This window comes from Paenibacillus oralis, from assembly GCF_003863965.1.
GTDB lineage: Bacteria > Bacillota > Bacilli > Paenibacillales > Paenibacillaceae > Fontibacillus > Fontibacillus oralis.
Map to the genome: position 1 here is coordinate 6,315,958 of NZ_RRCN01000001.1, position 19,233 is coordinate 6,335,190.

20 protein-coding genes and 1 riboswitch are annotated in these 19,233 nt (G+C 51.7%); of the genes, 3 read left to right on the top strand and 17 right to left on the bottom strand.

Going from position 1 to position 19,233, the window contains the following annotated elements; genetic code table 11:
- Nucleotides 1–18: 18 nt before the first annotated feature.
- The 15 genes from ccsB to ribD form a co-directional block, all read right to left on the bottom strand.
- Nucleotides 19–1,281 carry a c-type cytochrome biogenesis protein CcsB gene (ccsB, locus tag EHV15_RS28185; protein WP_128634155.1) on the bottom strand — a complete coding sequence of 421 codons (1,263 nt, stop codon included), beginning with the start codon at nucleotides 1,279–1,281 and terminating at the stop codon, nucleotides 19–21.
- Nucleotides 1,278–2,954, bottom strand: coding sequence for a cytochrome c biogenesis protein ResB (resB, locus tag EHV15_RS28190; protein WP_128634156.1), 1,677 nt, complete (start codon nucleotides 2,952–2,954; stop codon nucleotides 1,278–1,280). Before resB ends, ccsB begins: the two co-directional genes overlap by 4 nt.
- A gap of 18 nt (nucleotides 2,955–2,972) precedes the next feature.
- The gene (locus EHV15_RS28195) at nucleotides 2,973–3,500 is read right to left on the bottom strand and encodes a redoxin domain-containing protein (RefSeq protein ID WP_128634157.1); all 528 of its coding nucleotides are present in this window, start codon (nucleotides 3,498–3,500) and stop codon (nucleotides 2,973–2,975) included.
- Nucleotides 3,501–3,648: 148 nt separating this feature from the next.
- The gene (locus EHV15_RS28200; protein WP_128634158.1) at nucleotides 3,649–4,401 is read right to left on the bottom strand and encodes a pseudouridine synthase; all 753 of its coding nucleotides are present in this window, start codon (nucleotides 4,399–4,401) and stop codon (nucleotides 3,649–3,651) included.
- A gap of 127 nt (nucleotides 4,402–4,528) precedes the next feature.
- Nucleotides 4,529–5,062: a spore maturation protein gene (locus tag EHV15_RS28205; RefSeq protein ID WP_128634159.1), complete on the bottom strand. Its 534-nt coding sequence runs from the start codon at nucleotides 5,060–5,062 to the stop codon at nucleotides 4,529–4,531.
- A gap of 6 nt (nucleotides 5,063–5,068) precedes the next feature.
- On the bottom strand, nucleotides 5,069–5,704 hold the full coding sequence (locus EHV15_RS28210) for a nucleoside recognition domain-containing protein (protein ID WP_128634160.1): 636 nt from the start codon (nucleotides 5,702–5,704) through the stop codon (nucleotides 5,069–5,071).
- A gap of 50 nt (nucleotides 5,705–5,754) precedes the next feature.
- Nucleotides 5,755–6,921, bottom strand: coding sequence for a D-alanyl-D-alanine carboxypeptidase family protein (locus EHV15_RS28215; RefSeq protein WP_246061813.1), 1,167 nt, complete (start codon nucleotides 6,919–6,921; stop codon nucleotides 5,755–5,757).
- Nucleotides 6,922–7,042: 121 nt separating this feature from the next.
- A complete protein-coding gene (gene ytfJ / locus EHV15_RS28220) occupies nucleotides 7,043–7,546 on the bottom strand; it encodes a GerW family sporulation protein (protein WP_128634161.1) in 504 nt (167 codons plus the stop codon).
- The gene (locus EHV15_RS28225) at nucleotides 7,519–8,199 is read right to left on the bottom strand and encodes a DUF2953 domain-containing protein (protein ID WP_128634162.1); all 681 of its coding nucleotides are present in this window, start codon (nucleotides 8,197–8,199) and stop codon (nucleotides 7,519–7,521) included. The genes ytfJ and EHV15_RS28225 overlap by 28 nt, the downstream gene beginning before the upstream one ends.
- A 596-nt stretch (nucleotides 8,200–8,795) precedes the next feature.
- A complete protein-coding gene (gene scpB, locus EHV15_RS28230; protein WP_128634163.1) occupies nucleotides 8,796–9,428 on the bottom strand; it encodes an SMC-Scp complex subunit ScpB in 633 nt (210 codons plus the stop codon).
- The gene (locus tag EHV15_RS28235; RefSeq protein ID WP_128634164.1) at nucleotides 9,397–10,218 is read right to left on the bottom strand and encodes a segregation and condensation protein A; all 822 of its coding nucleotides are present in this window, start codon (nucleotides 10,216–10,218) and stop codon (nucleotides 9,397–9,399) included. Before EHV15_RS28235 ends, scpB begins: the two co-directional genes overlap by 32 nt.
- Before the next feature lie 78 nt (nucleotides 10,219–10,296).
- Nucleotides 10,297–10,764: a 6,7-dimethyl-8-ribityllumazine synthase gene (ribH, locus tag EHV15_RS28240; protein ID WP_128634165.1), complete on the bottom strand. Its 468-nt coding sequence runs from the start codon at nucleotides 10,762–10,764 to the stop codon at nucleotides 10,297–10,299.
- Nucleotides 10,765–10,797: 33 nt separating this feature from the next.
- Complete coding sequence (locus EHV15_RS28245; RefSeq protein ID WP_128634166.1) at nucleotides 10,798–12,030, bottom strand: bifunctional 3,4-dihydroxy-2-butanone-4-phosphate synthase/GTP cyclohydrolase II; 1,233 nt, start codon at nucleotides 12,028–12,030, stop codon at nucleotides 10,798–10,800.
- A 28-nt stretch (nucleotides 12,031–12,058) separates the two neighbouring features.
- Entirely contained in the window at nucleotides 12,059–12,736 is a 678-nt protein-coding gene (gene ribE / locus EHV15_RS28250; protein ID WP_128634167.1) for a riboflavin synthase, read from the bottom strand.
- A gap of 22 nt (nucleotides 12,737–12,758) precedes the next feature.
- Nucleotides 12,759–13,865: a bifunctional diaminohydroxyphosphoribosylaminopyrimidine deaminase/5-amino-6-(5-phosphoribosylamino)uracil reductase RibD gene (gene ribD, locus EHV15_RS28255; protein WP_128634168.1), complete on the bottom strand. Its 1,107-nt coding sequence runs from the start codon at nucleotides 13,863–13,865 to the stop codon at nucleotides 12,759–12,761.
- A gap of 298 nt (nucleotides 13,866–14,163) precedes the next feature.
- Nucleotides 14,164–14,358: riboswitch (FMN riboswitch) on the bottom strand.
- 293 nt (nucleotides 14,359–14,651) lie between these two features.
- Between ribD and EHV15_RS28260 the strand changes: the two genes are divergently transcribed.
- Complete coding sequence (locus tag EHV15_RS28260; protein WP_128634169.1) at nucleotides 14,652–15,026, top strand: hypothetical protein; 375 nt, start codon at nucleotides 14,652–14,654, stop codon at nucleotides 15,024–15,026.
- Nucleotides 15,027–15,089: 63 nt separating this feature from the next.
- On the opposite strand, the gene EHV15_RS28265 is transcribed toward EHV15_RS28260, so the two are convergent.
- Both EHV15_RS28265 and EHV15_RS28275 read right to left on the bottom strand, forming a co-directional pair.
- Entirely contained in the window at nucleotides 15,090–15,422 is a 333-nt protein-coding gene (locus EHV15_RS28265) for a hypothetical protein (RefSeq protein WP_128634170.1), read from the bottom strand.
- A 425-nt stretch (nucleotides 15,423–15,847) separates the two neighbouring features.
- Nucleotides 15,848–16,132, bottom strand: coding sequence for a hypothetical protein (locus tag EHV15_RS28275; protein WP_128634172.1), 285 nt, complete (start codon nucleotides 16,130–16,132; stop codon nucleotides 15,848–15,850).
- Between the two features lie 850 nt (nucleotides 16,133–16,982).
- Here EHV15_RS28275 and EHV15_RS37955 point away from each other — a divergent pair.
- Together EHV15_RS37955 and adhP are read left to right on the top strand one after the other, a co-directional pair.
- Complete coding sequence (locus EHV15_RS37955; protein ID WP_281281681.1) at nucleotides 16,983–17,114, top strand: hypothetical protein; 132 nt, start codon at nucleotides 16,983–16,985, stop codon at nucleotides 17,112–17,114.
- A 278-nt stretch (nucleotides 17,115–17,392) separates the two neighbouring features.
- Nucleotides 17,393–18,418: an alcohol dehydrogenase AdhP gene (gene adhP, locus EHV15_RS28280; protein ID WP_128634173.1), complete on the top strand. Its 1,026-nt coding sequence runs from the start codon at nucleotides 17,393–17,395 to the stop codon at nucleotides 18,416–18,418.
- Nucleotides 18,419–19,233 lie beyond the last annotated feature (815 nt).

The window sequence follows — 19,233 nt, forward strand, 5'->3', positions numbered from 1 at the left end:
CTTTTGCTTTACTGCTATTTAATCGGTGCCCGCATAAGAATGCAGGCCGGCGATAACCAGGTTAACCCCTACCAATGTGAACATGACCACGAGGAAGCCCAAAACCGCTAGCCAGGAAGCCCGGCGGCCTTGGAAGCCCCTCGATAAACGAAGATGCAGATACGCGCTGTAGAACAGCCATGTAATCAGGGCCCATACTTCCTTCGGATCCCAACCCCAAAATCTTCCCCAAGCCTGCTGCGCCCAAATCATCGCAAACACAAGCGCACCCAGGGTAAAGATCGGAAACCCGATCGCGATCGCCCGATAGCTGATTTCGTCCAGATCGTCCGGATCGATGGCCCGCACCGCCGGAGCCAGCGCCTGAGAGAGCGGTTTGCGAAGGATCGCACGAATTAATACATAAAGCACCGCACCCGTTAGTATTGCCCAGACGATCGTATTCAGCTTGCGTCCGGCATTGGCGCCGCTCATCCAGGAAGGAGCCTCGAACAAAGGCTGCGCCATTCCCAAAAACGGTTTGATTTGCTCGGGTTCGCTTTGATATGGCGCTACGATCGGCGGAAGCTGATAAACTTCTTTTCCTATTGTACTATCCCCTTGTACTTGGCTGTCAATCTTTGTCTCATTTTGTATGAATACCGCTTCATATCCGGCGGCCCGGAAAGCGAATACGGAAACAAGAAAGCCCACTACTATCATAATCGAAAAAAACGTAATTTCAATCCACCGATTTTGCCGGCGCGCGGATTTATCGGTTCCTCTAAAATCGATGACCCGCAGCAAATGCATTAATCCGGCGATAAACCCGACGGCAAAAAAAGATTCCCCCGTTGCCGCCAGCGTGACATGGATATACAGCCATATGGAACGGAGCGAAGGAATCAGCGGCTGAACCTCCTGCGGGAATACAGCGGCATAAGCCATAATGATAATCGCCAGTGGAAGCGCAAACACGCCGAGCAAAATTTTGCGGTAGATCAAAAAGACAACCGTAAAGGCGATCATAATCATCATCGACAAAAACGTCATGAACTCGTACATATTGCTGACGGGCACATGTCCGCTGTAGGCCCAGCGCGTTCCGCAATAGACGAGGTGCGAGAGGAGGCCCAGCGAGGAAGTCGCAAACGAGAGGCGTCCCCACTTGTTCTCATGCCGCTTCGGGTCGCGGTTTCTCCACGTTTTGCCGGTCACGGCAACGATGTAAAAAATAAAGGCGGCGCAATAAAGGAAAAAAGCGATCATAAAGGCGGCCCTACTGATTTCCAAAAATATCATGGACGTTCTCCTCCGTTTTCCAATGACTTCTCATCCGCATCGATGCCCATCGCTTTCAGGAATGCGGACACCTCGCGGCGCATGCCAAACCAGTTTTTCGTCGTATGGCCGCCCAGCGTCAGCTTGCCGCCGTCCACGCGCAGCCAAATCCGGCGGTGCTGCCAGTAGAATCCGAGAACGAGCCCAAGCATGACGATCGCCAGCCCCAGCCAGACAAATGGCATGGCCCGATCGACACGGATGTTCAGATAACTGGAAGCGCTGATGAAATCGACATCCTCCATGCCGAGGACATCAACCGCAAGCTTGTTCTGCAATCCGCCCAGCTTCTCGTTGATCGCATCCTGCTGGAAGCGTTCCTTGTCAACCTGCTTCGGGAAGTAAATGTATTGCACGCCTTCCTTAGGCAAATCCGGACCTTTGACCAAAAATAAAAAGGCCGGCGCGTTCGGCTCCCCGGACAAGGAGACCGGCTGCCCCTGTTCATTCAGGGAAAATTCCATGTATTTGTTCTGGAGCTCCAGCGTGTAAGGCCCCAGCTTAAATTCGCGCTGCGGATTTTTCATCTCCAGCTTGAATTTCCCGTACTGCTCCCCGGTAACCTTGTCCACCAGCACCGGCTGCACGGAGCGCAGCTTTGGCGTCAGATCGAAATCGAACTGATACGCCTTCAGTCCTTTATAGTTAAGCGGGTCGTTGACCCGGATTGCATGCCGCTCCACTTCCTTGAGCTTCGGCTGTTTGGAGGGATCGTCGCAATCGGCGGTGCATTCGTACAGCACGGCCTGCGTTTCGTACAGCTTCGGGACGATCTTGCCGGTTTTTTTGAAGTCGTCCGACATTTCATCCTCACTGTAATATTCCACCGTAAATTTTTCGTTTTTCAAATACAGATTCGTATCGGGAATCCGTGTGGTTTCCCCCTCCGGGAACCAGTAATGTTTGTCCATATGCAGTCCCGGAAGTCCGCGGAACAATACGGCCAGCAAAAAAATAATCAGCCCGATGTGGATGACATACGGCCCCCAGCGGCTGAACCGCTGTTTTTCCGCCAGCAGCGCATCCCCGTCCGTATGGACGCGGTAATGTTTTTTGCGCAGCGGCTGAACCGCCCTCCGGACCCACGCCTCACCGTCCTCGGTGAGCTTGCCCTGGTAGACGATTTTTTGCCGGGTCAAAAACTCCAGGTGTTTGCGGATCTTCTGTTTTGAAAGCGCTTTGTAAAGCGGCAGCACCCGGTCCAGGCTGCAGATGACGAGGGAGGCCCCGATCATGACCAGCAGCAGAATGAACCACCACGATTCGTACGTGTGCGATAAACCCAGCCTGTAGTAAATCTCGCCGATCGTTCCGTATTTATTTTTGTAGAAGGTGGAAGGATCAAAATTGATAAAATTGCTTTCCTGCTCGAAGATCGTGCCGAAGCTGGCGCCGATCAGCGTGATGATGATCAGGTAAACCGCAACTTTCACCGAGGAGAAAAAATTCCATATCCGGTCGATGAAATTCGGGTTGGCCCGCTGTGATCTTCTGGCCACGCCGTCGTAGCGCATTTCCAGCAGTTCCCCGGGGGCCCCGTCGTCCTGCAGCGGTTTGCCGCAGGATTCGCACAGCACGGTGCCAACCCGGTTCTGGTGGCCGCATTCGCATTTCGTATTTTCGATGAACGCCATCTTACTCCTCCTTTCCTATCAAGGGTTAACCAGCTGCGCAATTTGATCGTCCAGCGTGTCGAGGTTTAGCTCGCCCTGATGGATGGAGGCAATTTTGCCTTTTTTGTCCACAAAAAACGTCGTCGGCATCGGCACGATGCCATAATCGCGCACCGCCTTGTTGTCGCTGTCAAATAAAATAGGAAATCCGGCGCCGGTCTGCTTGACGAAGTTTTCCACGGTCATCTCGTCTTCCCCCGTATTGACTCCAAGAATGACAACGTCCTGATCTTTCCACTTTTCCCATTGGGTCTGCAAGGCGGGCATTTCCTTAACGCAATACGTACACCAGGTCGCCCAGAAATTGATGACTACCGCTTTGCCTTTGTACTCGTCAAGCGTATGTACGTTGCCGTCGAGACCCAGCAGCTTGAACGCCGGAGGCTTCTCCCCTACGACGGGCTTGCCGGAGTCATCGCCAAACACCGCGTTGCTGATCGCATAACCGCCAAGGATGACGATCAGCGCTAATATCACGATCTGAATCGGCCGTCTTGCCTTTCCCATCGAAAACTTCCTTTCTATGAACATAATCATAAAGTGTTGAACAATTCGTGAACACTCTATGAACATTATAACGAAAATTGCCACAATTTCAGCCTTGGGAAATATGAATATTATGTGACGCGCAAAAAAGCGCGGCAATATCGCCGCACTATTTGCGCTTGGGAGCAGGGGTAGGGGAAGTGCTGCGGGCTTGCTTGTAGAGGCTGTCGACCTCTTCTTTGGTCAAGTGGCGGAACAGGCCCCGCTTCAAATTGCCGAGATACAGATCGCCGAATGAAATTCGCTTCAGCTTGGTCACCGGGTGGGAGATCGCGTCGAACATGCGCCGCACCTGGCGATTTCGGCCTTCATGAATCGTTATGGAGATGGTGGCGAACTTCCCTTCCGGATCAACGTCATGGTACTCCGCCTCGGCCGGAGCTGTCATGCCGTCCTCAAGCATGATTCCATTCTTCAACTTGTCAAGGTCGCTGCCGTGCGGCACCCCTTTGACCGTGGCATGATAAGTTTTGGGCACATGGTGTTTCGGATGCGTCAGCAAATGGGCGAATTCCCCGTCATTGGTCAGGAGCAGCAGCCCTTCGGTATCGTAATCAAGCCGTCCTACGGGATAAACCCGCTCCTTGACGCCTTTTAAATAATCGGTGACGATTTTTCTGCCTTGCGGATCCGCAGCGCTCGTAATAACTCCTTTCGGTTTGTTGAATACGAGATACAGCTTCTTTTCCGCGCCGATCGGTTTGCCGTCGACCGTAATGACGTCAACGGCCGGGTCCGCCTTGGTGCCCAGCTCCGTAACGGTTTCGCCGTTCACCTGCACCTTGCCGTTCAAAATCAATTCCTCGCATTTGCGGCGGGAAGCCACGCCCGCACCGGCCAATATTTTCTGCAATCTTTCCATGATCAATAGTCACCTCATATCACATGATACCTATAGAAGCACAAAATCACAATAGCTGCCGCACGCGCAGAAAAAAGCCGCCCCCGGCAGCTTGGAAAGCGCCATGAACGGCCCTGGCTCCATCAAATCATCCGAACAGCAGCAAACAAACGGCGATCGCGGCCACAAACCCGACCACATCGGAAAACAAGCCAACTTTAAGGGCATACCTGCCGTTTTTGATGCCGACCGCGCCGAAATAAACCGTCAGCACGTACAGCGTCGTATCCGTACTTCCTTGAATCGTCGAGGCGATGCGCCCGATCATCGAATCCGGGCCGTACGTTTTGATGAGGTCGGTCGTAAAAGCGAGCGACCCGGTTCCGGTCAGCGGCCGCAGGAAGCCAAGCGGGAGCACCTCGGGCGGCACGTTCAGCCGCGTGAGCAGCGGCCCCATCCAGCCGACCAACACGTCCAGCGCCCCCGAAGCGCGGAATACGCTGATCGCCACCATCATGCCCACCAGATGGGGGATGATGCCGATCGCGGTCGAGAACCCGTCTTTGGCCCCGTCAACGAATGATTCATAAACGGGCACTTTTTTAAAATAAGCGTATAACGGGATAAAAGCGATCATCACCGGCACCGCCCAGGCGGATACTACGTTAAGCCAATCCAGCAAGCGGCATCACCTCTCCAGCGGTATCGTAGACGGCGTAGACGGGGGCGACTGCGGCGGTGTCCTGCGCAGGCTCCGCCTCCGGTACCAGCGGTCCGCAACTATGGCGGCCGCGGTGGCAATCGCGGTGGCGAGCAAGGTGGAGCCGACAATTTCGGCCGGATTCGCCGAATGGAAGTTGATCCGGATCGCGATCAGCGTCGTCGGAATCAGCGTGATGCTCGCGGTGTTCAGCGCGAGCAGCGTACACATCGCCGGCGACGCCGTTTCCTTGTCGGGATTGAGCTGCTGCAGCTCCTGCATCGCCCGGATTCCCATCGGGGTGGCGGCGTTGCCGAGGCCCAGCAGGTTGGCGCTCATGTTGGACAAAATATACCCCATGGCCGGATGGTTTTTCGGCACATCCGGAAACAGATAGGCGACCACCGGACCAAGCAGGCGCGAGATCGCCTTAACGAGGCCGGAATCCTCCGCCAGCCGCATGATGCCGAGCCAAAATACCAGCACGCTGATTAATCCAAAGCAGACGGTTACCCCCGTTGCCGCCCCGTCGAAGGCGGCTTGCGTCACCATCCCGATGTCCCCTTTGGCCGCCGCAAACGCAAACCCGATCAAAATAAGCGCAAGCCATATTTTATTGACCATACGATTTCCCCCTCCTCTGCCCATTTACCTTTCATACAGGAGCAGCCTTTTTATTCGGCCAGCAGCAAGGTTTGGACTACCTTTTTGAACGTCCCTCCCCAGGCTTCCGGAAATTTTAAGGTATCGGCTGCTTGGTCCGTAGACGGCCTGCCCGTCGCTTGTTCATAAACAGGAACGGCGCCGATTTCTTTGCCGTCCAGCATCACGCTGATTTTTCCCCGGTAACCAAAGGATGCGGTGGCCAGCGAACTGAGCTTCAGCCTTCTTTCGATTCTCCCTTTTTCCCCTTCGGCCAGCGGGTAACTGAAGCCGGTTCCCGTAATCAATCCGCTTTTTACCGTTTGGCCCTCCTCGATGATTTTCGTCAGCGGAAAATGCGCAAACCCGTAATCGAGCAGCTTCTGGTGGTCGTTCCAATCATCTCCGTCGTTCAACGTAACAACCGCCAGCTGCTGACCGGCTCTTGTCGCCGAGCTGACAAGGCAGCGCCTGGCGATTTTCGTATACCCGGTTTTTACGCCATCCGCTCCTTCGTAGAAGCGGAGCATTTTGTTTTTGTTCAGCCATTTATAGTCCCAAGGATCGTTCGGATTCGGCGCCTTTTTGCTTGGCGTACGGACGATTTCCTTAAACTGCGGGTTTTTGAGCGCGTAGGCCGTCAGCTTGGCCAAATCGTTCGCCGAAGAATAGTGGCCTTTCGCATCCAAGCCGTGCGGATTTTGAAAATGCGAATGCGTCAGGCCCAGCAATTTCGCTTTTTCGTTCATCAGGTACACGAAGCCTTCCTCGGAACCGCCGACATGCTCGGCAATCGCCGTGGCGGCGTCATTGCCCGAGCGGAGCATCAAGCCGTACAGCATATTTTCCAGGCTCATCTCTTCGCCCAATCGCAAAAACAAAGACGACCCTTCTTTAGCATAGGCATTTCGCCCGACGGTAACGGTATCTTCCAGCTTCCCATGCTCAATCGCCACGATGGCGGTCATGATTTTGGTCAAACTTGCGATCGGCAGCTCCTTGTCCCCTTCATTGCTGTACAAAATCCGCCCCGAAGTCACGTCGATCAATGCCGCCGCCTGGGCGTGAATCTGCGGCTCGGTTTCGGCCGGGGCAGCCTGGACCGCCCCCGTTTGTAACAGAAGCGGCAAAATCAATATCCCCGCCACTTTTCCGTATAAGCTTCTCAGCACGCGGGATCGTGATAAATTCCTCATCATAGATTCCTCCGGTATTATGTAGCGAGTTCTTGGTTAACTATATGCGGCGGAAAGAGGGAGTATGTCCAAGCTTCCCGCCAAAAAAAGACCCCTCCCGGATGTCCCGGAAAGGATCGGTCGATCAGGCAAACGGATTAACGGCTGGGTTCACATTCGGCTCGTTCATACCGGTCTGTGCGGTCTGGGCTGCCTGGACGTTTTGGGCCATCATCATGCCCCCATTTGCAGTGCTGGTGCCCGGAAACATGGATTGGATTTTGTCGATAACCCCCGGAACAGCATCGATGATTCTTTCCACCAGATGGGTTTGGTTATCCAATGGAACGATATGAACGCCCGCTTTCCCGACGACGAGAAAGGCGATCGGATTAATCGAGACGCCGCCGCCGCTGCCCCCGCCGAACGGATGGAGATTGCCCCCTTCATGGGAAGACGCACCGTTCTTTTCGTCCACGTTAAAATCGCTGCCCCCGGCGGCAAATCCGAAACCGACGCGGCTGATCGGCAAAATGACGCCGCCGTCCGCCGTTTGCACCGGCTCGCCTACGATCGTATTGACATCCACCATTTCCTTGATGTTTTCCATCGCCGTTTGCATTAACCCTTGGATAGGATGGTCAGCCATTTTTTCACTCCTCCCTTCACTTTTAACACGCGAACTATAAGTACCAGTCCTGCATATATAGCATAACCGCAGCGAATTTCCGCTATGCAGCTGAGTTCTGTGGAAAATAACGGCTTGCTGCCGAAGACGGGAACGACAAACAGCTTGGGCCTTTGTTGTAAAGTGACATACCGGGACAACCATCCGACCAGGGTCGCCTTGAGTCCCCACAGCGCTCCGGTAAGGGTTGCCGTATGAGCGGCATCGTCCAACGCGACGTTCGTGGACCATTCCAATCCTTGAAAAGTCACCCGGCGCAGCGTTGCGCTCATCCATTTTTTTAAACCTTTCGTTGTCCTCATCAATCGCTCAAAATTGTCGATCCACGAATTCACCTTATCCTTGTCGACACTCTGCTTTTTGCTGGACGAATCGAGTATCATGTTTTCGCTTCGTTCCTGCTCGATCTCCAGCCCTTCCCGCCAATTCTTCAACAGGATGGAAGGCACCTGATAATGCATGGATATCAGCCCGTATAGCATCGTTATATCGAGCTTTATCGTATCGTCGCTGTTCACTTTCCGGATGAACAAACGCAGGCGGACTTTGGACATCAAAATCAAAAAAATGACGAGCAGCAGCAGGATCAGGATGCCTCCGAGCCAAATCCACACGGGAAAGCCCTCCATACCTATCAAATAAAATTCTCCATCGTAGTATGCCTTTCCGGACAGGAAAAAATTCGCGAACTAAGAAAAACGCCTTACGGCGTCCTTTGGCTCTGACTTCTACATTTGAGCGATTGGAGGGATGGGTATGGGGTTCCACCCGCTGTTAGAGTCAGGTTCCTATGGAACTTACTTTAAGGTTAGAACCTGACTCTAAAGGCGGGCCGTAAACTTTCCACCCCATACCTATTCCCTCTTCTGTTCTACTACGAGAACCCTTCCCCTTCTTTGACGAGCCGAAGCACCGAGTACTTCGGCTACTTTCTTATCTGTGGACGCTGCTCTAACGGACACCAGCGATGTTATTCGCCCATTTCCCGGATATTTCCCAGCCTAACGGACTCATATGACGCTATTTCGCTCTAAACGAGCTCAACCGGGCCAATTCGGGGAAAATAGAGTCGTCTGGGTCCGTTACATTTTGCAAACCTCCATTTTTCCTCGGATAACGCTTCTGGTGTCCCTTAGCCCCAAGATTCCTCTTCCCCTTCTGTCAAAACAGGCCGTTTAAAAGGTGGCTGCACCTTTTAAACGGCCTGTTTTCAAAAATTTTCCTTGGAGCCGGCGCCTTCTTCGCCGTCCACATCATCGAATGTAAGCTGCTGCTCCTCCAGCTTTTGAAACAACAGCTGCGTTTCTTCCTCCAATTGCTCCGGACTTTCGAAATCGGCCAAATCCGGCAGGTCGCCCAGGCTCGCCAGCCCGAAATAATCCAAAAACGCTTTGGTTGTCCCGTACAAAATCGGACGGCCGATCGCCTCCGCCCGGCCCACTTCTTCAATCAGGTCCTTATTCACCAAGGTATGGATCGCCCTTTCCGATTTCACGCCGCGGATCTCTTCGATTTCAATCCGTGTAATCGGCTGCCGGTAGGCGATGATCGACAGCGCCTCCAGCGCCGCCTGGGACAAGGAAGAACGGGACGGGGAGTAGGCCAGACGCTCGAAATAAGGAACGTGCTCCGGCAGTGTCGCGAGCTGATAATTGCCCGCGATCTGCACGATCTGCAGCCCTCTTCCGGCTCGCTCGAACGACGACTTCATGTCCTCCAGCGCGTCGGCGACGAGCTCCTGCCGCTGCTCGGTTACCTCGGCCAGCTGTTTCAGGCTGAGGCCTTCTTCCCCGGCCAGAAACAGCAATCCCTCAATAATCGATTTCAATTCCTGAAAATTCATCGATCTTTCCTTCCCCTCTCCACTCCATGACAATATCATCAAACAATCTGTTTTGGTAACAAACGATCTGCTTCATCTTCATCAGCTCCAGCACCGCCAAAAAGGTCACGACGATCTCATGCCGGTACATCCCGTCATGCAGCAGCTTCGAAAACAGCAGCCTTCCGCCCTTCCCCAATTCCTGAAGGGCCGACACCACTTCCTTGATCCGGTCCTTGACCGATATTTCATCCCGGTGAATTCGCGCTACCGTATTGCGCTTGGCCGCCCGCCGCAGCGCTTTCTGGAACACGGCGATCAAATCGGCGGCGTGCAGTCCTTTGACCGGGTTCTCCACCACCTCGGGCATAAACGGGGTTAAATCCTCGGGCTCCTTGGAAAAGATCAGGCTCCGCTCCCATTCGCGTTCGTGCAAGTGCCCGGCGACTTCTTTATATTTGCGGTATTCGATGAGCTTGCGGATCAGTTCTTCCCGCGGGTCCTCTTCATCCTCCATCAAATAAGCGAAATCATCGTCAAATTCGATTACGGGCGGCTTGGGCAGCAGCATCTTGCTTTTCATCGACAGCAGCGTCGCCGCCATCACCAGGAACTCGCTCGTCAACTCAAGCTCAAGCTCCTGCATATCTTGTAAATATTCGAGGTACTGATCCGTAATTTCGCTGACGGAAATATCCTGAATGTCGATCTCCGCCTTATCGATCAAATGCAAAAGCAGATCCAGCGGTCCCTCGAAGGTCTCCAGCTTGTACAATACTGTCGTCAATGAACATCCTCCACCCGTAACCATACATATGTAAATAAGTTTACCTTAAAAATGAAAAAAGTAGTACCCTAACGTCGATTAGAGTACTACATTAAATAAGCACTATTTTAACTGTTTCGTCAAGTTCGCCATTTCGATCGCCGTTATCGCCGCGTCCCAACCTTTATTCCCGGCTTTGGTGCCGGCGCGTTCGATCGCCTGCTCGATATTTTCCGTTGTCAATACGCCGAAGATCGTCGGAACGCCGGTTTTCAATCCTACCGCCGCTACGCCTTTGGCGACTTCGTTGCAGACGTAATCGTAATGCGAGGTGGAGCCGCGGATAACGGTGCCCAGCGTGATGACCGCGTCGTATTTGCCGCTTTCCGCCAGTTTTTGCGCCGCAAACGGGATTTCAAACGCTCCCGGCACCCAGGCGACGCTGACTTCCTCATCCTTGGCGCCGTGCCGCTTTAGCGCGTCCAGCGCGCCGGAAAGCAGCTTGCTCGTAATAAACTCGTTGAAACGCCCCACGACGATTGCATATTTTAACCCTTCCGATATTAAATGCCCTTCAAATACGTTAGCCATATCAAATCATACCTTTCATCTTGGAATAAAATATCATTGCGACTCGTCTTGCTCCAGATCGTCGAATTGCAGCAGGTGTCCAAGCTTCGCCTGTTTCGTATGCAGATACTTGGTGTTGTCGGCATTTTCCATCATTTGAATCGGCACCCGCTCGACCACTTCCAAGCCGTATCCTTCCAGGCCTTTGATTTTGCGCGGATTGTTGGTCAGCAGGCGGATTTTCCGCACACCCAAATCCTTCAGGATTTGCGCTCCGATCCCGTACTCGCGGAGATCCGGCGGAAAACCAAGCTTCAGATTGGCATCGACCGTATCGTAACCTTCCTCCTGCAGCTTATAGGCTTTCAGCTTGTTAATCAGCCCGATGCCGCGCCCTTCCTGGCGCATATACAGCAGCACGCCGCTTCCCGCTTCCTCGATCTGCCGCAGCGCCGCTTCAAACTGCGGGCCGCAGTCGCAGCGATGCGAATGGAACACATCGCCGGTCAGGCATTCGGAGTGAACGCGGACGAGGACCGGCTCGTCACTGTTGATTTCGCCCTTAACCAGCGCCATATGTTCTTTCGAGTCGACGTCGTTTGTATAAGCGACCGCACGGAACTCGCCGTAATCGGTAGGCATCCGCACCTCGACCTCGCGGTTGACCAGCTTTTCCTTTTCGTTGCGGTAATGAATCAAGTCTTTGATGCTGATCAGCTTCAGATCAAACGTTTTGGCAATCTCCGCCAGATCCGGAAGTCTGGCCATCGTCCCGTCTTCCTTAATCACCTCGCAAATAACCCCCGCCGGATACGAGCCGCACATCCGGGCCAAATCGACCGCGGCCTCCGTGTGGCCCGCGCGCCGGAGCACGCCGCCTTTTTTGGCGATCAGCGGGAACATATGGCCGGGCCGCCGGAAGTCCGAAGGCTTCGCGTTCGGGTCCATAATCCCTTCGACCGTAAGCGAGCGTTCGTAGGCGGAAATTCCCGTCGTCGTATCGGCATGGTCGATGGAAACCGTAAAAGCCGTCCCGTGATAATCGGTATTTTGCGCAACCATCGGCTTTAGATCGAGTTCTTCGGCCCGCTCCTGCGTGATCGGCAGGCAGACGAGTCCGCGCCCCTGCGTGATCATGAAATTGATCACTTCCGGCGTCGCTTTTTCCGCCAGGGCGACGAAATCCCCCTCATTCTCCCGGTCTTCATCATCCACGACGATGATGACTTTGCCCCGCATTAACTCGTAGATCGCATCTTCCACACGGTCCAAACGTATATCGCTCATGCTTTTTCCCCTCCTGTTTCAACAAACTTTAGGCAAAACCGTTGGCGGCCAAAAAAGGCAGGTCGATTCCGGACATACTGCCGGAACCATCATCCTCCGGTTCGCCGTGTTCCTTTCCGTATAACAGTAAATGCTCCACGTATTTCCCCAGCACGTCGCCTTCCAAATTCACGGTATCTCCCGGACGTTTAAACGCCAGCACTGTCTCCGCAAGGGTGTGCGGAATGATCGACACCTTGAATTTCCCGCCTCCGGCCTCCACAACCGTCAGGCTGATCCCGTCCACCGCAACCGATCCTTTGGGAATGATATATTTGAACAAGGACGATCGAAGCGGCACGATTTCGTATACGACCGCATTCTGGTCCCGGTTGGTGCCGACGATTTTCCCGACGCCGTCGACATGCCCCTGAACGATGTGGCCGCCAAAACGGCCGTTTGCCGCCATCGCCCGTTCCAGATTGACCCGGCTGCCCGGCTTCAAATCTTTCAAATTCGTATTCCGGTACGTTTCCGGCATCACATCGACCGTAAAGGAGGAGGTGTCAAAAGCAGTGGCCGTGAGACAAACTCCGTTGACGGCGATGCTGTCTCCGATCTTGATATCTTCGGTGACCACCCGCGCGGAGATTTCCAGCAGCATCGCTTCTCCCTTCCGGCCGATCGATTTCATCGTCCCGATCTCCTCAATCAGTCCCGTGAACATCTCTTTTCCTCCTTTGGCTCATTTACGTTTCGCTCCAAACCGGATAACCCCGGATACACACATTATCTCCGATTTGCGTCACTTCCATATCCCGCAAAGTAACGGCGTCCCGCATCAAATCGAAGCCGTCAAACCTGAAATTCGCCGCCGCCTCTTCGCCGCCGATCAGCTTGGGGGCAAAAAACAGAACGATTTCATCCACAAGCCGGTTTTGCAAAAGCGAACCGTTTAAGCGGCCGCCGCCCTCCACCAGGACGGACGAGATACCTTTCGCACCGAGCTGCTCGAGGGCAAGCTTGAGGTCCACCTGCGGCCCGCTTCCGCAGCGCATCACTTCTGCGCCTAAGCTTGTTAGCACTTCCGCTTTAGCCGGGTCGGCCAGCTCCGTCGTAAGCAGGATCGTCGGGGCCGCATGATCCTGCAGTACCTTGGCGGATTCGGGAATCCGCAGCGTGGAATCGACGATCAGCCGGACCGGTGACAGCCCCGGAACGGAAAGCCGGGTCGTGAGCTGCGGATCGTCGGCCAGGACGGTGGAAACGCCAACCATAATCGCCTGATGCCGATGCCGCATCGTATGCACGATTTCCCGCGCCCCTTCATTGGAAATCCATTTGCTGTCCCCAGTACGGGAGGCGATTTTGCCGTCGAGCGTACTGGCCGTTTTAACCGTGACATAGGGAAGCCCCGTCGTAATAAATTTGATAAACTTACGGTTGATCTTCAGGGCCCGTTCCCGGAGTACGCCTACCTTTACCTCGATCCCCTGGCTGCGGAGCATCGCGATGCCTCTTCCGGCAACCTGGGGATTCGGGTCCTCGCAAGCGATGACGACCCGCTTGACTCCCTCGGTGATCAGCCGCTCGGCGCAAGGCGGCGTCAAACCGTAATGGCTGCAGGGCTCCAGCGAAACGTAAACGCTACTGCCCTTGGCGTTCGCTCCGGCCATGTTTAGCGCATGAACTTCCGCATGCGGCGTGCCGCGCTCAAGATGCGTCCCCAGGCCGACGAGCGCGCCATCTTTGACGACCACCGCGCCGACCACCGGGTTGACGCCGGTTTGACCCTGAGCCCGCTCGGCCATGTCCAGGGCAAGCCCCATGTAGTATTCATCATCGATCACTTGCATTGCCAGTCACCTCCCCCCTAAATCCAAGATCACACCAAAACCTCAAACCAAACCAAATAACCCTGCCGAAACCAATCCGGCAGGGTTGTATGAGAGTTATCCTACGCAAGCAAAAAGAGCGGACGACAAAGCCAATACCATCAATAAAGACGGATAGCCTAAAGACGCCGTATTTTCAAGCCTCCATTCCATCACGCAACTAAACTTTGTGAAATACGGAACTTGAAATACAAAAAAACTCTTTGGTTGCAAACACGCCCGAAATACGAAAATAACTAAAACGTGCGTGTTTCTTCGCGTTTTCCTTCTCCCATCCAGACTATACTGTCGGTCCCGGAATCTCACCGGCTCAGCCGCTTGCGCTTGTTCAGGCGCTTCGCGGGTCACGGACTCGTGCTTGAAACGGAGGAATAACTACCACCGGCGAAAATTGCCGCCATCCGTTTCAGCCATCACCGTCGGTAGGGAATTTCACCCTGCCCCGAAGGATTGTAGCTTATTTGGTTGTTGTCCTATGGCATGTACAATCCAACTAATCATGTCACAGGCTCTGCGGTAATGTTACCACCACAAAATGAAAAATGCAAGGACTCTCGCCTCTAAATTAAATTACATGTCTGAATTATATGTCATTGCTAATTTTTTCTAGAATTGATACTCCGAAATCAAGGTATTTGACGGACATACCTTAGCACTTGCTTAAATATTGTATACTTTTACTAGATGCGTAAATAGGAGCCTATTGGGAAACAAAAAATTCAGAAACGAAGAAAGGACAGAACTAACATGAAAAACGTATCTAATGTAGATAAAACGGAATCAATCGAATCTTTACAATCGACAATCAGAAAACTCGAGAAAGCCTTGTTGCAAATGACTCAAAACGGCGCAAATATTACGTTAGTAAAGAAACGACTCAATGCTGCTTACATCGGCTTATCCGTGTTAGAAAACGTTTGGAATCAAAAACCTCATCATTACACCCAGGTAGATTTAACAGAAGCTCGCGATGTTCTTATTGGCTTATTCCCATCAATTCAAAACACTTATGCTAAGTTAAAGGCTGGTAGTCCCCAAAAAACGCTCTTAGAAAGAAGAATTAAATCGCTGGAACTAGCTGTTCAAGCTATTGACGATATTTCAACTAAACACCAATACTAGAATAAGAAGTTAAGGTTAAATTATTCCAATTAATTTGTTTAGTTGTACGACCTGTCTTTGTAACTAGTTTATTTCAGCTTTCCAAGTAACACGAAATAAGGTTCCATCCGTTTTACGGGGAAGAAATTCCTTACCTTCTTTTCCAGCAAAACCACCACTCCAATCTACATCCGGCCCCTTTAAGGATACTAGATAAGTTGTTACACCTGAAGGTGTGGTAAATGCAAAACACTTAGCCTCCCATCCATTTATATCCTCTGGGTTTTCTGAGTAATTGACTGAAGTAATTTTACAAGGGAAGTCTGTTGGCATATTATTCTCCTTTCGTAAAATGTTTTTTATATGTTTATGATTCCCTGCATTTTTAACTTTATTCGATATATTATTTTTTATCATGTTAACTCAACTTTTGCAGAACCAAAATCGGCTTAACCGCTGATGCTGTATAGACGGTATACGAATAAAATCTTAGCATTGACAAAAATAGCAAAACACCGTTGCCTATTTATTTCGGCTGCTCGGATGGCGGGCAAAGGCCCCACTCTGACCATTAATTGCAAATCATACAACTAACTTTACATCCATTTGCCCAATCATTTGTTTAATTGCATTTCATACAGCTATTTTCTCGTCTCTTTATCTCTTCTTCGAAAGATAGCGGAGTAATTGCAGGTTTTACACCTAAACAGTAGCTGTGGCAGCATTTTCGGTTTAGTAACTGTACATTTTGCAACTATTCCATTCAGCAATGGACCAAGTCTTACTTTGATCCAATGTCAACTCCAGATCTGGATAACCGCTTCGCCCAGTTACATCGACGCTTATTTGCCAATTTCATGCTGCGAAAGTTGAGATGTTAACTTCTCCCACTGATTTATAGCAGGAGATAGTGCCGTACCGAGCAGGCCATTGGACAGTACACGCGACTGCTGCGCTTTCAGCCAATCCGAGAACGCCTCCAGAATCAGGCTATCCCCGTCGGTCTGCAGATCCCCCGAGAATCCAGCGAGAAATTTGCTTGGATATTCGCAGCCTTGTTCCGTCTGGTAATCGTACAGATTGATGTCAAACAGCGGCGTCAGCCAGCGTTCGGCACCCGCGATCATCCAGTTCGCCAGCGTTCGGCACCCGCGATCATCCAGTTCGCCAGCGTTTGGCGTACAGCTTGATGCCCTGACGCATGCCGATACAGTGGCAGGCTGTCCAAGTACTTCTGGCTTATGACATACGTCATCATTGACGGCGACACCAGACTGCCCGATACCACCGGTGCTGGCATCGGGGCGGTCACGTTGGCGTGGAGTTCGCTTCCGTTCACAACGGCGGCAAGCATATAACCAGCTCCGTAACTTTGGCGGAAAAGAGCTATGGTACTGATTTGGCTCCAAGCCGAATGGTTCGAGACACAGTAAATTCCAGTTGCAGCGTTTCCGGTACGTGTTCAGTAAAATAGTTGTTAAATCAGTATGTAAAAAGGATCCCTGTAATCGGCTCAAAACAGAAAGGTGATTGACATTGGGTACAAGAAGGAGAAACCCGCTTACTTTATTTGGCAGTGAGTTATTTTTTTTATTTTCTATCTCGAAAAAACATCTTAAGCAACATAGTTTAAATAAAACGTAGAATTTTGATTTATACATTCATTATATTTTAAAAACTGAATTTGTAGGATCATCTTTGGAATGGCACTTTTTTTTGTCTTAAAATATAGTTTAAGGAATGGGAGGATAACAAATGTACATGTTTGATAATGACAAATTTATAAAAACAAAATTATAAAAGTACCTACCTTGTCGATCTCTGAATAATACGCATCCTTCAGCTGTGTTTCGATAATAATTAACACCTCTTACAAACATCCAAGTAGAACTATATGGTGCATCTGGATCATTTATCCAAAAATACACCCAATGATTTATACAAGGTCTCAAGTTATCAGGAGTAGGAGGAATAGGAATGAATGGTGGAGATGGAATAAAATTTGGTGGCCAACCTAAACCACAGCAGGCAGGGTTGTCGATAGTAGACGAAGTCATACTCATTTTGTTATCCCCTTTGAAAAGTTTTTATAATATGTCATATGCCTAACCGTAGCATTTCGTGAGATATTTTTGAAATTAATTAATCTTTTTCCCAATAAATCACTCCCCAGGGGGATTTGGCCCCGTCGTGGTGACCAGCCATTCCACCGGCAATAAAGACGTGTTGTAAATATGTCTGTGAATCGCGTTATTTAGGACAGACTCTTACGCAAAGGGACTACAGTATGCTTAAGGTATATTTCCATAGCGGAATTCTAATGATATCGGATAGCTCTGCATGAAGCAGTGATTTCAACGATATTAGTCAAAGGAGATTCCATGATCATGAAAGCAGCAGTTGTCACGAAGGATCAAAACGTCCGCATCGAGGACAAGCAGCTTCGTCCCCTAAAGCACGGCGAGGCCTTGGTCCAAATGGAATATTGCGGGGTATGCCATACCGATCTGCATGTCAAAAACGCAGACTTCGGCGACGTGACAGGCCGGGTGCTGGGCCACGAAGGCATCGGCAAAGTCATTGAGCTGGGCGAAGGGGTCACGAGCCTGCGCGTTGGGGACCGGGTCAGCATCGCATGGCTGTTCGAGAGCTGCGGGCGCTGCGAATATTGCCTGACGGGCCGGGAAACGCTGTGCCGCGAAGTCAAAAATGCGGGATATACTGTAGACGGCGCGATGGCGGAGCAATGCATCGTCAGGGCGGATTACGCGGTCAAAGTGCCGGAGCAGCTCGACCCGGCCGCCGCGACCAGCGTCACGTGCGCCGGGGTGACGACCTACAAGGCGGTTAAGGTCAGCGGCATCCAACCCGGACAGTGGATCGGCATCTTCGGCATCGGCGGCTTGGGCAACCTCGCCGTGCAATACGCGAAGCACGTGTTCAACGCCAAAGTAGTGGCTTTCGATATCAGCGACGAGAAGCTGGAGCTGGCACTGAGCGTCGGTGCGGATTATGCCGTGAACAGCCTGAAGGAAAATCCGGCCGACAAAGCTAAGGAGTTGACAAACGGGGCCGGCCTAGACGCCACTGTCGTTACCGCCGTGGCCAAGAAGCCGTTCAACCAGGCGATTGACGTAGTCAAGGCAGGCGCACGGGTCGTAGCCGTAGGCCTTCCGACGGACAAGATGGACCTGGACATTCCGCGTCTCGTCCTGGACGGCATTCAGGTCATCGGTTCCCTGGTCGGAACCCGCGAGGACCTGAAGGAGGCTTTCCGCTTCGCTGCAGAAGGCAAAGTCGTGCCGATCGTCAGCAAACGTCCGATCGAGGAGATCAACCATATCTTTGAGGAGATGGAGGAAGGCAAAATCCAGGGTCGCATGGTCATTGATTTCACCTCTTCTTCCCGATAGAATCCAAAAAGAAACAGGTCATGGGGGTCTAGAGCACCGTAGCCTGTTTCTTTTGCAGCTCGTTTCGGGTGATCACCGCTAACGAATCTTTTTAGCCCCGCCAACGTTGGGCACACTAGTACGAATCTCCGGTTTTCTGGCATCATGCCGCTAGCTGTTATCACTATCCTATAGCTCCTCATCGAGAACTAACAGCTCATAATAAAGGATCTATTTAATGCTTGCGCTTATAATATTTTCGATTTTAATCCACTCTCACATTCCCCTTTCGATCAACAACTTGACTCTCGCAGATAGGTTTGACGGTCGTTATAAACCCGTTCAATTCAACCATCTTCGTACTCTCGCCAAACCCGGATCGTAATTCGCCGATGTTCATGGAAAGCTTGGGCTATGGCTCACTCAATCTGCTCAAAAAACTTTAAACACCAATAAATTCCAATACGTTACAATCGCCAAGATATTGAAATTTATGAATTTGATATGATAAATACTGATGACCTTGAACCTGAACCTACTCCAACTCCTGAGCCAACGGGTGACCGCGCTATCGTTGTGGTCAACATGACAACCGGTTTGGAAAAGGAATATGATCCTGAATTTCGAAAGTAGAGTTCTATGATATTCCGCTGGTTTGAGCTGGCTGTTCAGGCGATTATCGTTGTGCTGGTTTCCTTAGTGGCAGGCAATGCCGCGTGGGAAACTATCTATATCTTCGATGATCGGTTTACCTATGCGGTAGGCTTCGCGATAGGATGTGCTTTAAGCCTGCTGGCCACTTCATGGCTGAAGAGGATGCAATGGAGGGGCTGAAC

Coding starts and splice junctions, on each gene's coding strand:
- ccsB (WP_128634155.1), bottom strand. CDS start 1,281: ATGATATTTTTGGAAATCAGTAGGGCCGCCTTTATGATCGCTTTTTTC.
- resB (WP_128634156.1), bottom strand. CDS start 2,954: ATGGCGTTCATCGAAAATACGAAATGCGAATGCGGCCACCAGAACCGG.
- EHV15_RS28195 (WP_128634157.1), bottom strand. CDS start 3,500: ATGGGAAAGGCAAGACGGCCGATTCAGATCGTGATATTAGCGCTGATC.
- EHV15_RS28200 (WP_128634158.1), bottom strand. CDS start 4,401: ATGGAAAGATTGCAGAAAATATTGGCCGGTGCGGGCGTGGCTTCCCGC.
- EHV15_RS28210 (WP_128634160.1), bottom strand. CDS start 5,704: ATGGTCAATAAAATATGGCTTGCGCTTATTTTGATCGGGTTTGCGTTT.
- EHV15_RS28215 (WP_246061813.1), bottom strand. CDS start 6,921: ATGATGAGGAATTTATCACGATCCCGCGTGCTGAGAAGCTTATACGGA.
- ytfJ (WP_128634161.1), bottom strand. CDS start 7,546: ATGGCTGACCATCCTATCCAAGGGTTAATGCAAACGGCGATGGAAAAC.
- scpB (WP_128634163.1), bottom strand. CDS start 9,428: ATGAATTTTCAGGAATTGAAATCGATTATTGAGGGATTGCTGTTTCTG.
- EHV15_RS28235 (WP_128634164.1), bottom strand. CDS start 10,218: ATGGTTACGGGTGGAGGATGTTCATTGACGACAGTATTGTACAAGCTG.
- ribH (WP_128634165.1), bottom strand. CDS start 10,764: ATGGCTAACGTATTTGAAGGGCATTTAATATCGGAAGGGTTAAAATAT.
- EHV15_RS28245 (WP_128634166.1), bottom strand. CDS start 12,030: ATGAGCGATATACGTTTGGACCGTGTGGAAGATGCGATCTACGAGTTA.
- ribE (WP_128634167.1), bottom strand. CDS start 12,736: ATGTTCACGGGACTGATTGAGGAGATCGGGACGATGAAATCGATCGGC.
- ribD (WP_128634168.1), bottom strand. CDS start 13,865: ATGCAAGTGATCGATGATGAATACTACATGGGGCTTGCCCTGGACATG.
- EHV15_RS28260 (WP_128634169.1), top strand. CDS start 14,652: ATGAAAAACGTATCTAATGTAGATAAAACGGAATCAATCGAATCTTTA.
- EHV15_RS28265 (WP_128634170.1), bottom strand. CDS start 15,422: ATGATAAAAAATAATATATCGAATAAAGTTAAAAATGCAGGGAATCAT.
- EHV15_RS28275 (WP_128634172.1), bottom strand. CDS start 16,132: ATGATCGCGGGTGCCGAACGCTGGCTGACGCCGCTGTTTGACATCAAT.
- EHV15_RS37955 (WP_281281681.1), top strand. CDS start 16,983: ATGAATGGTGGAGATGGAATAAAATTTGGTGGCCAACCTAAACCACAG.
- adhP (WP_128634173.1), top strand. CDS start 17,393: ATGAAAGCAGCAGTTGTCACGAAGGATCAAAACGTCCGCATCGAGGAC.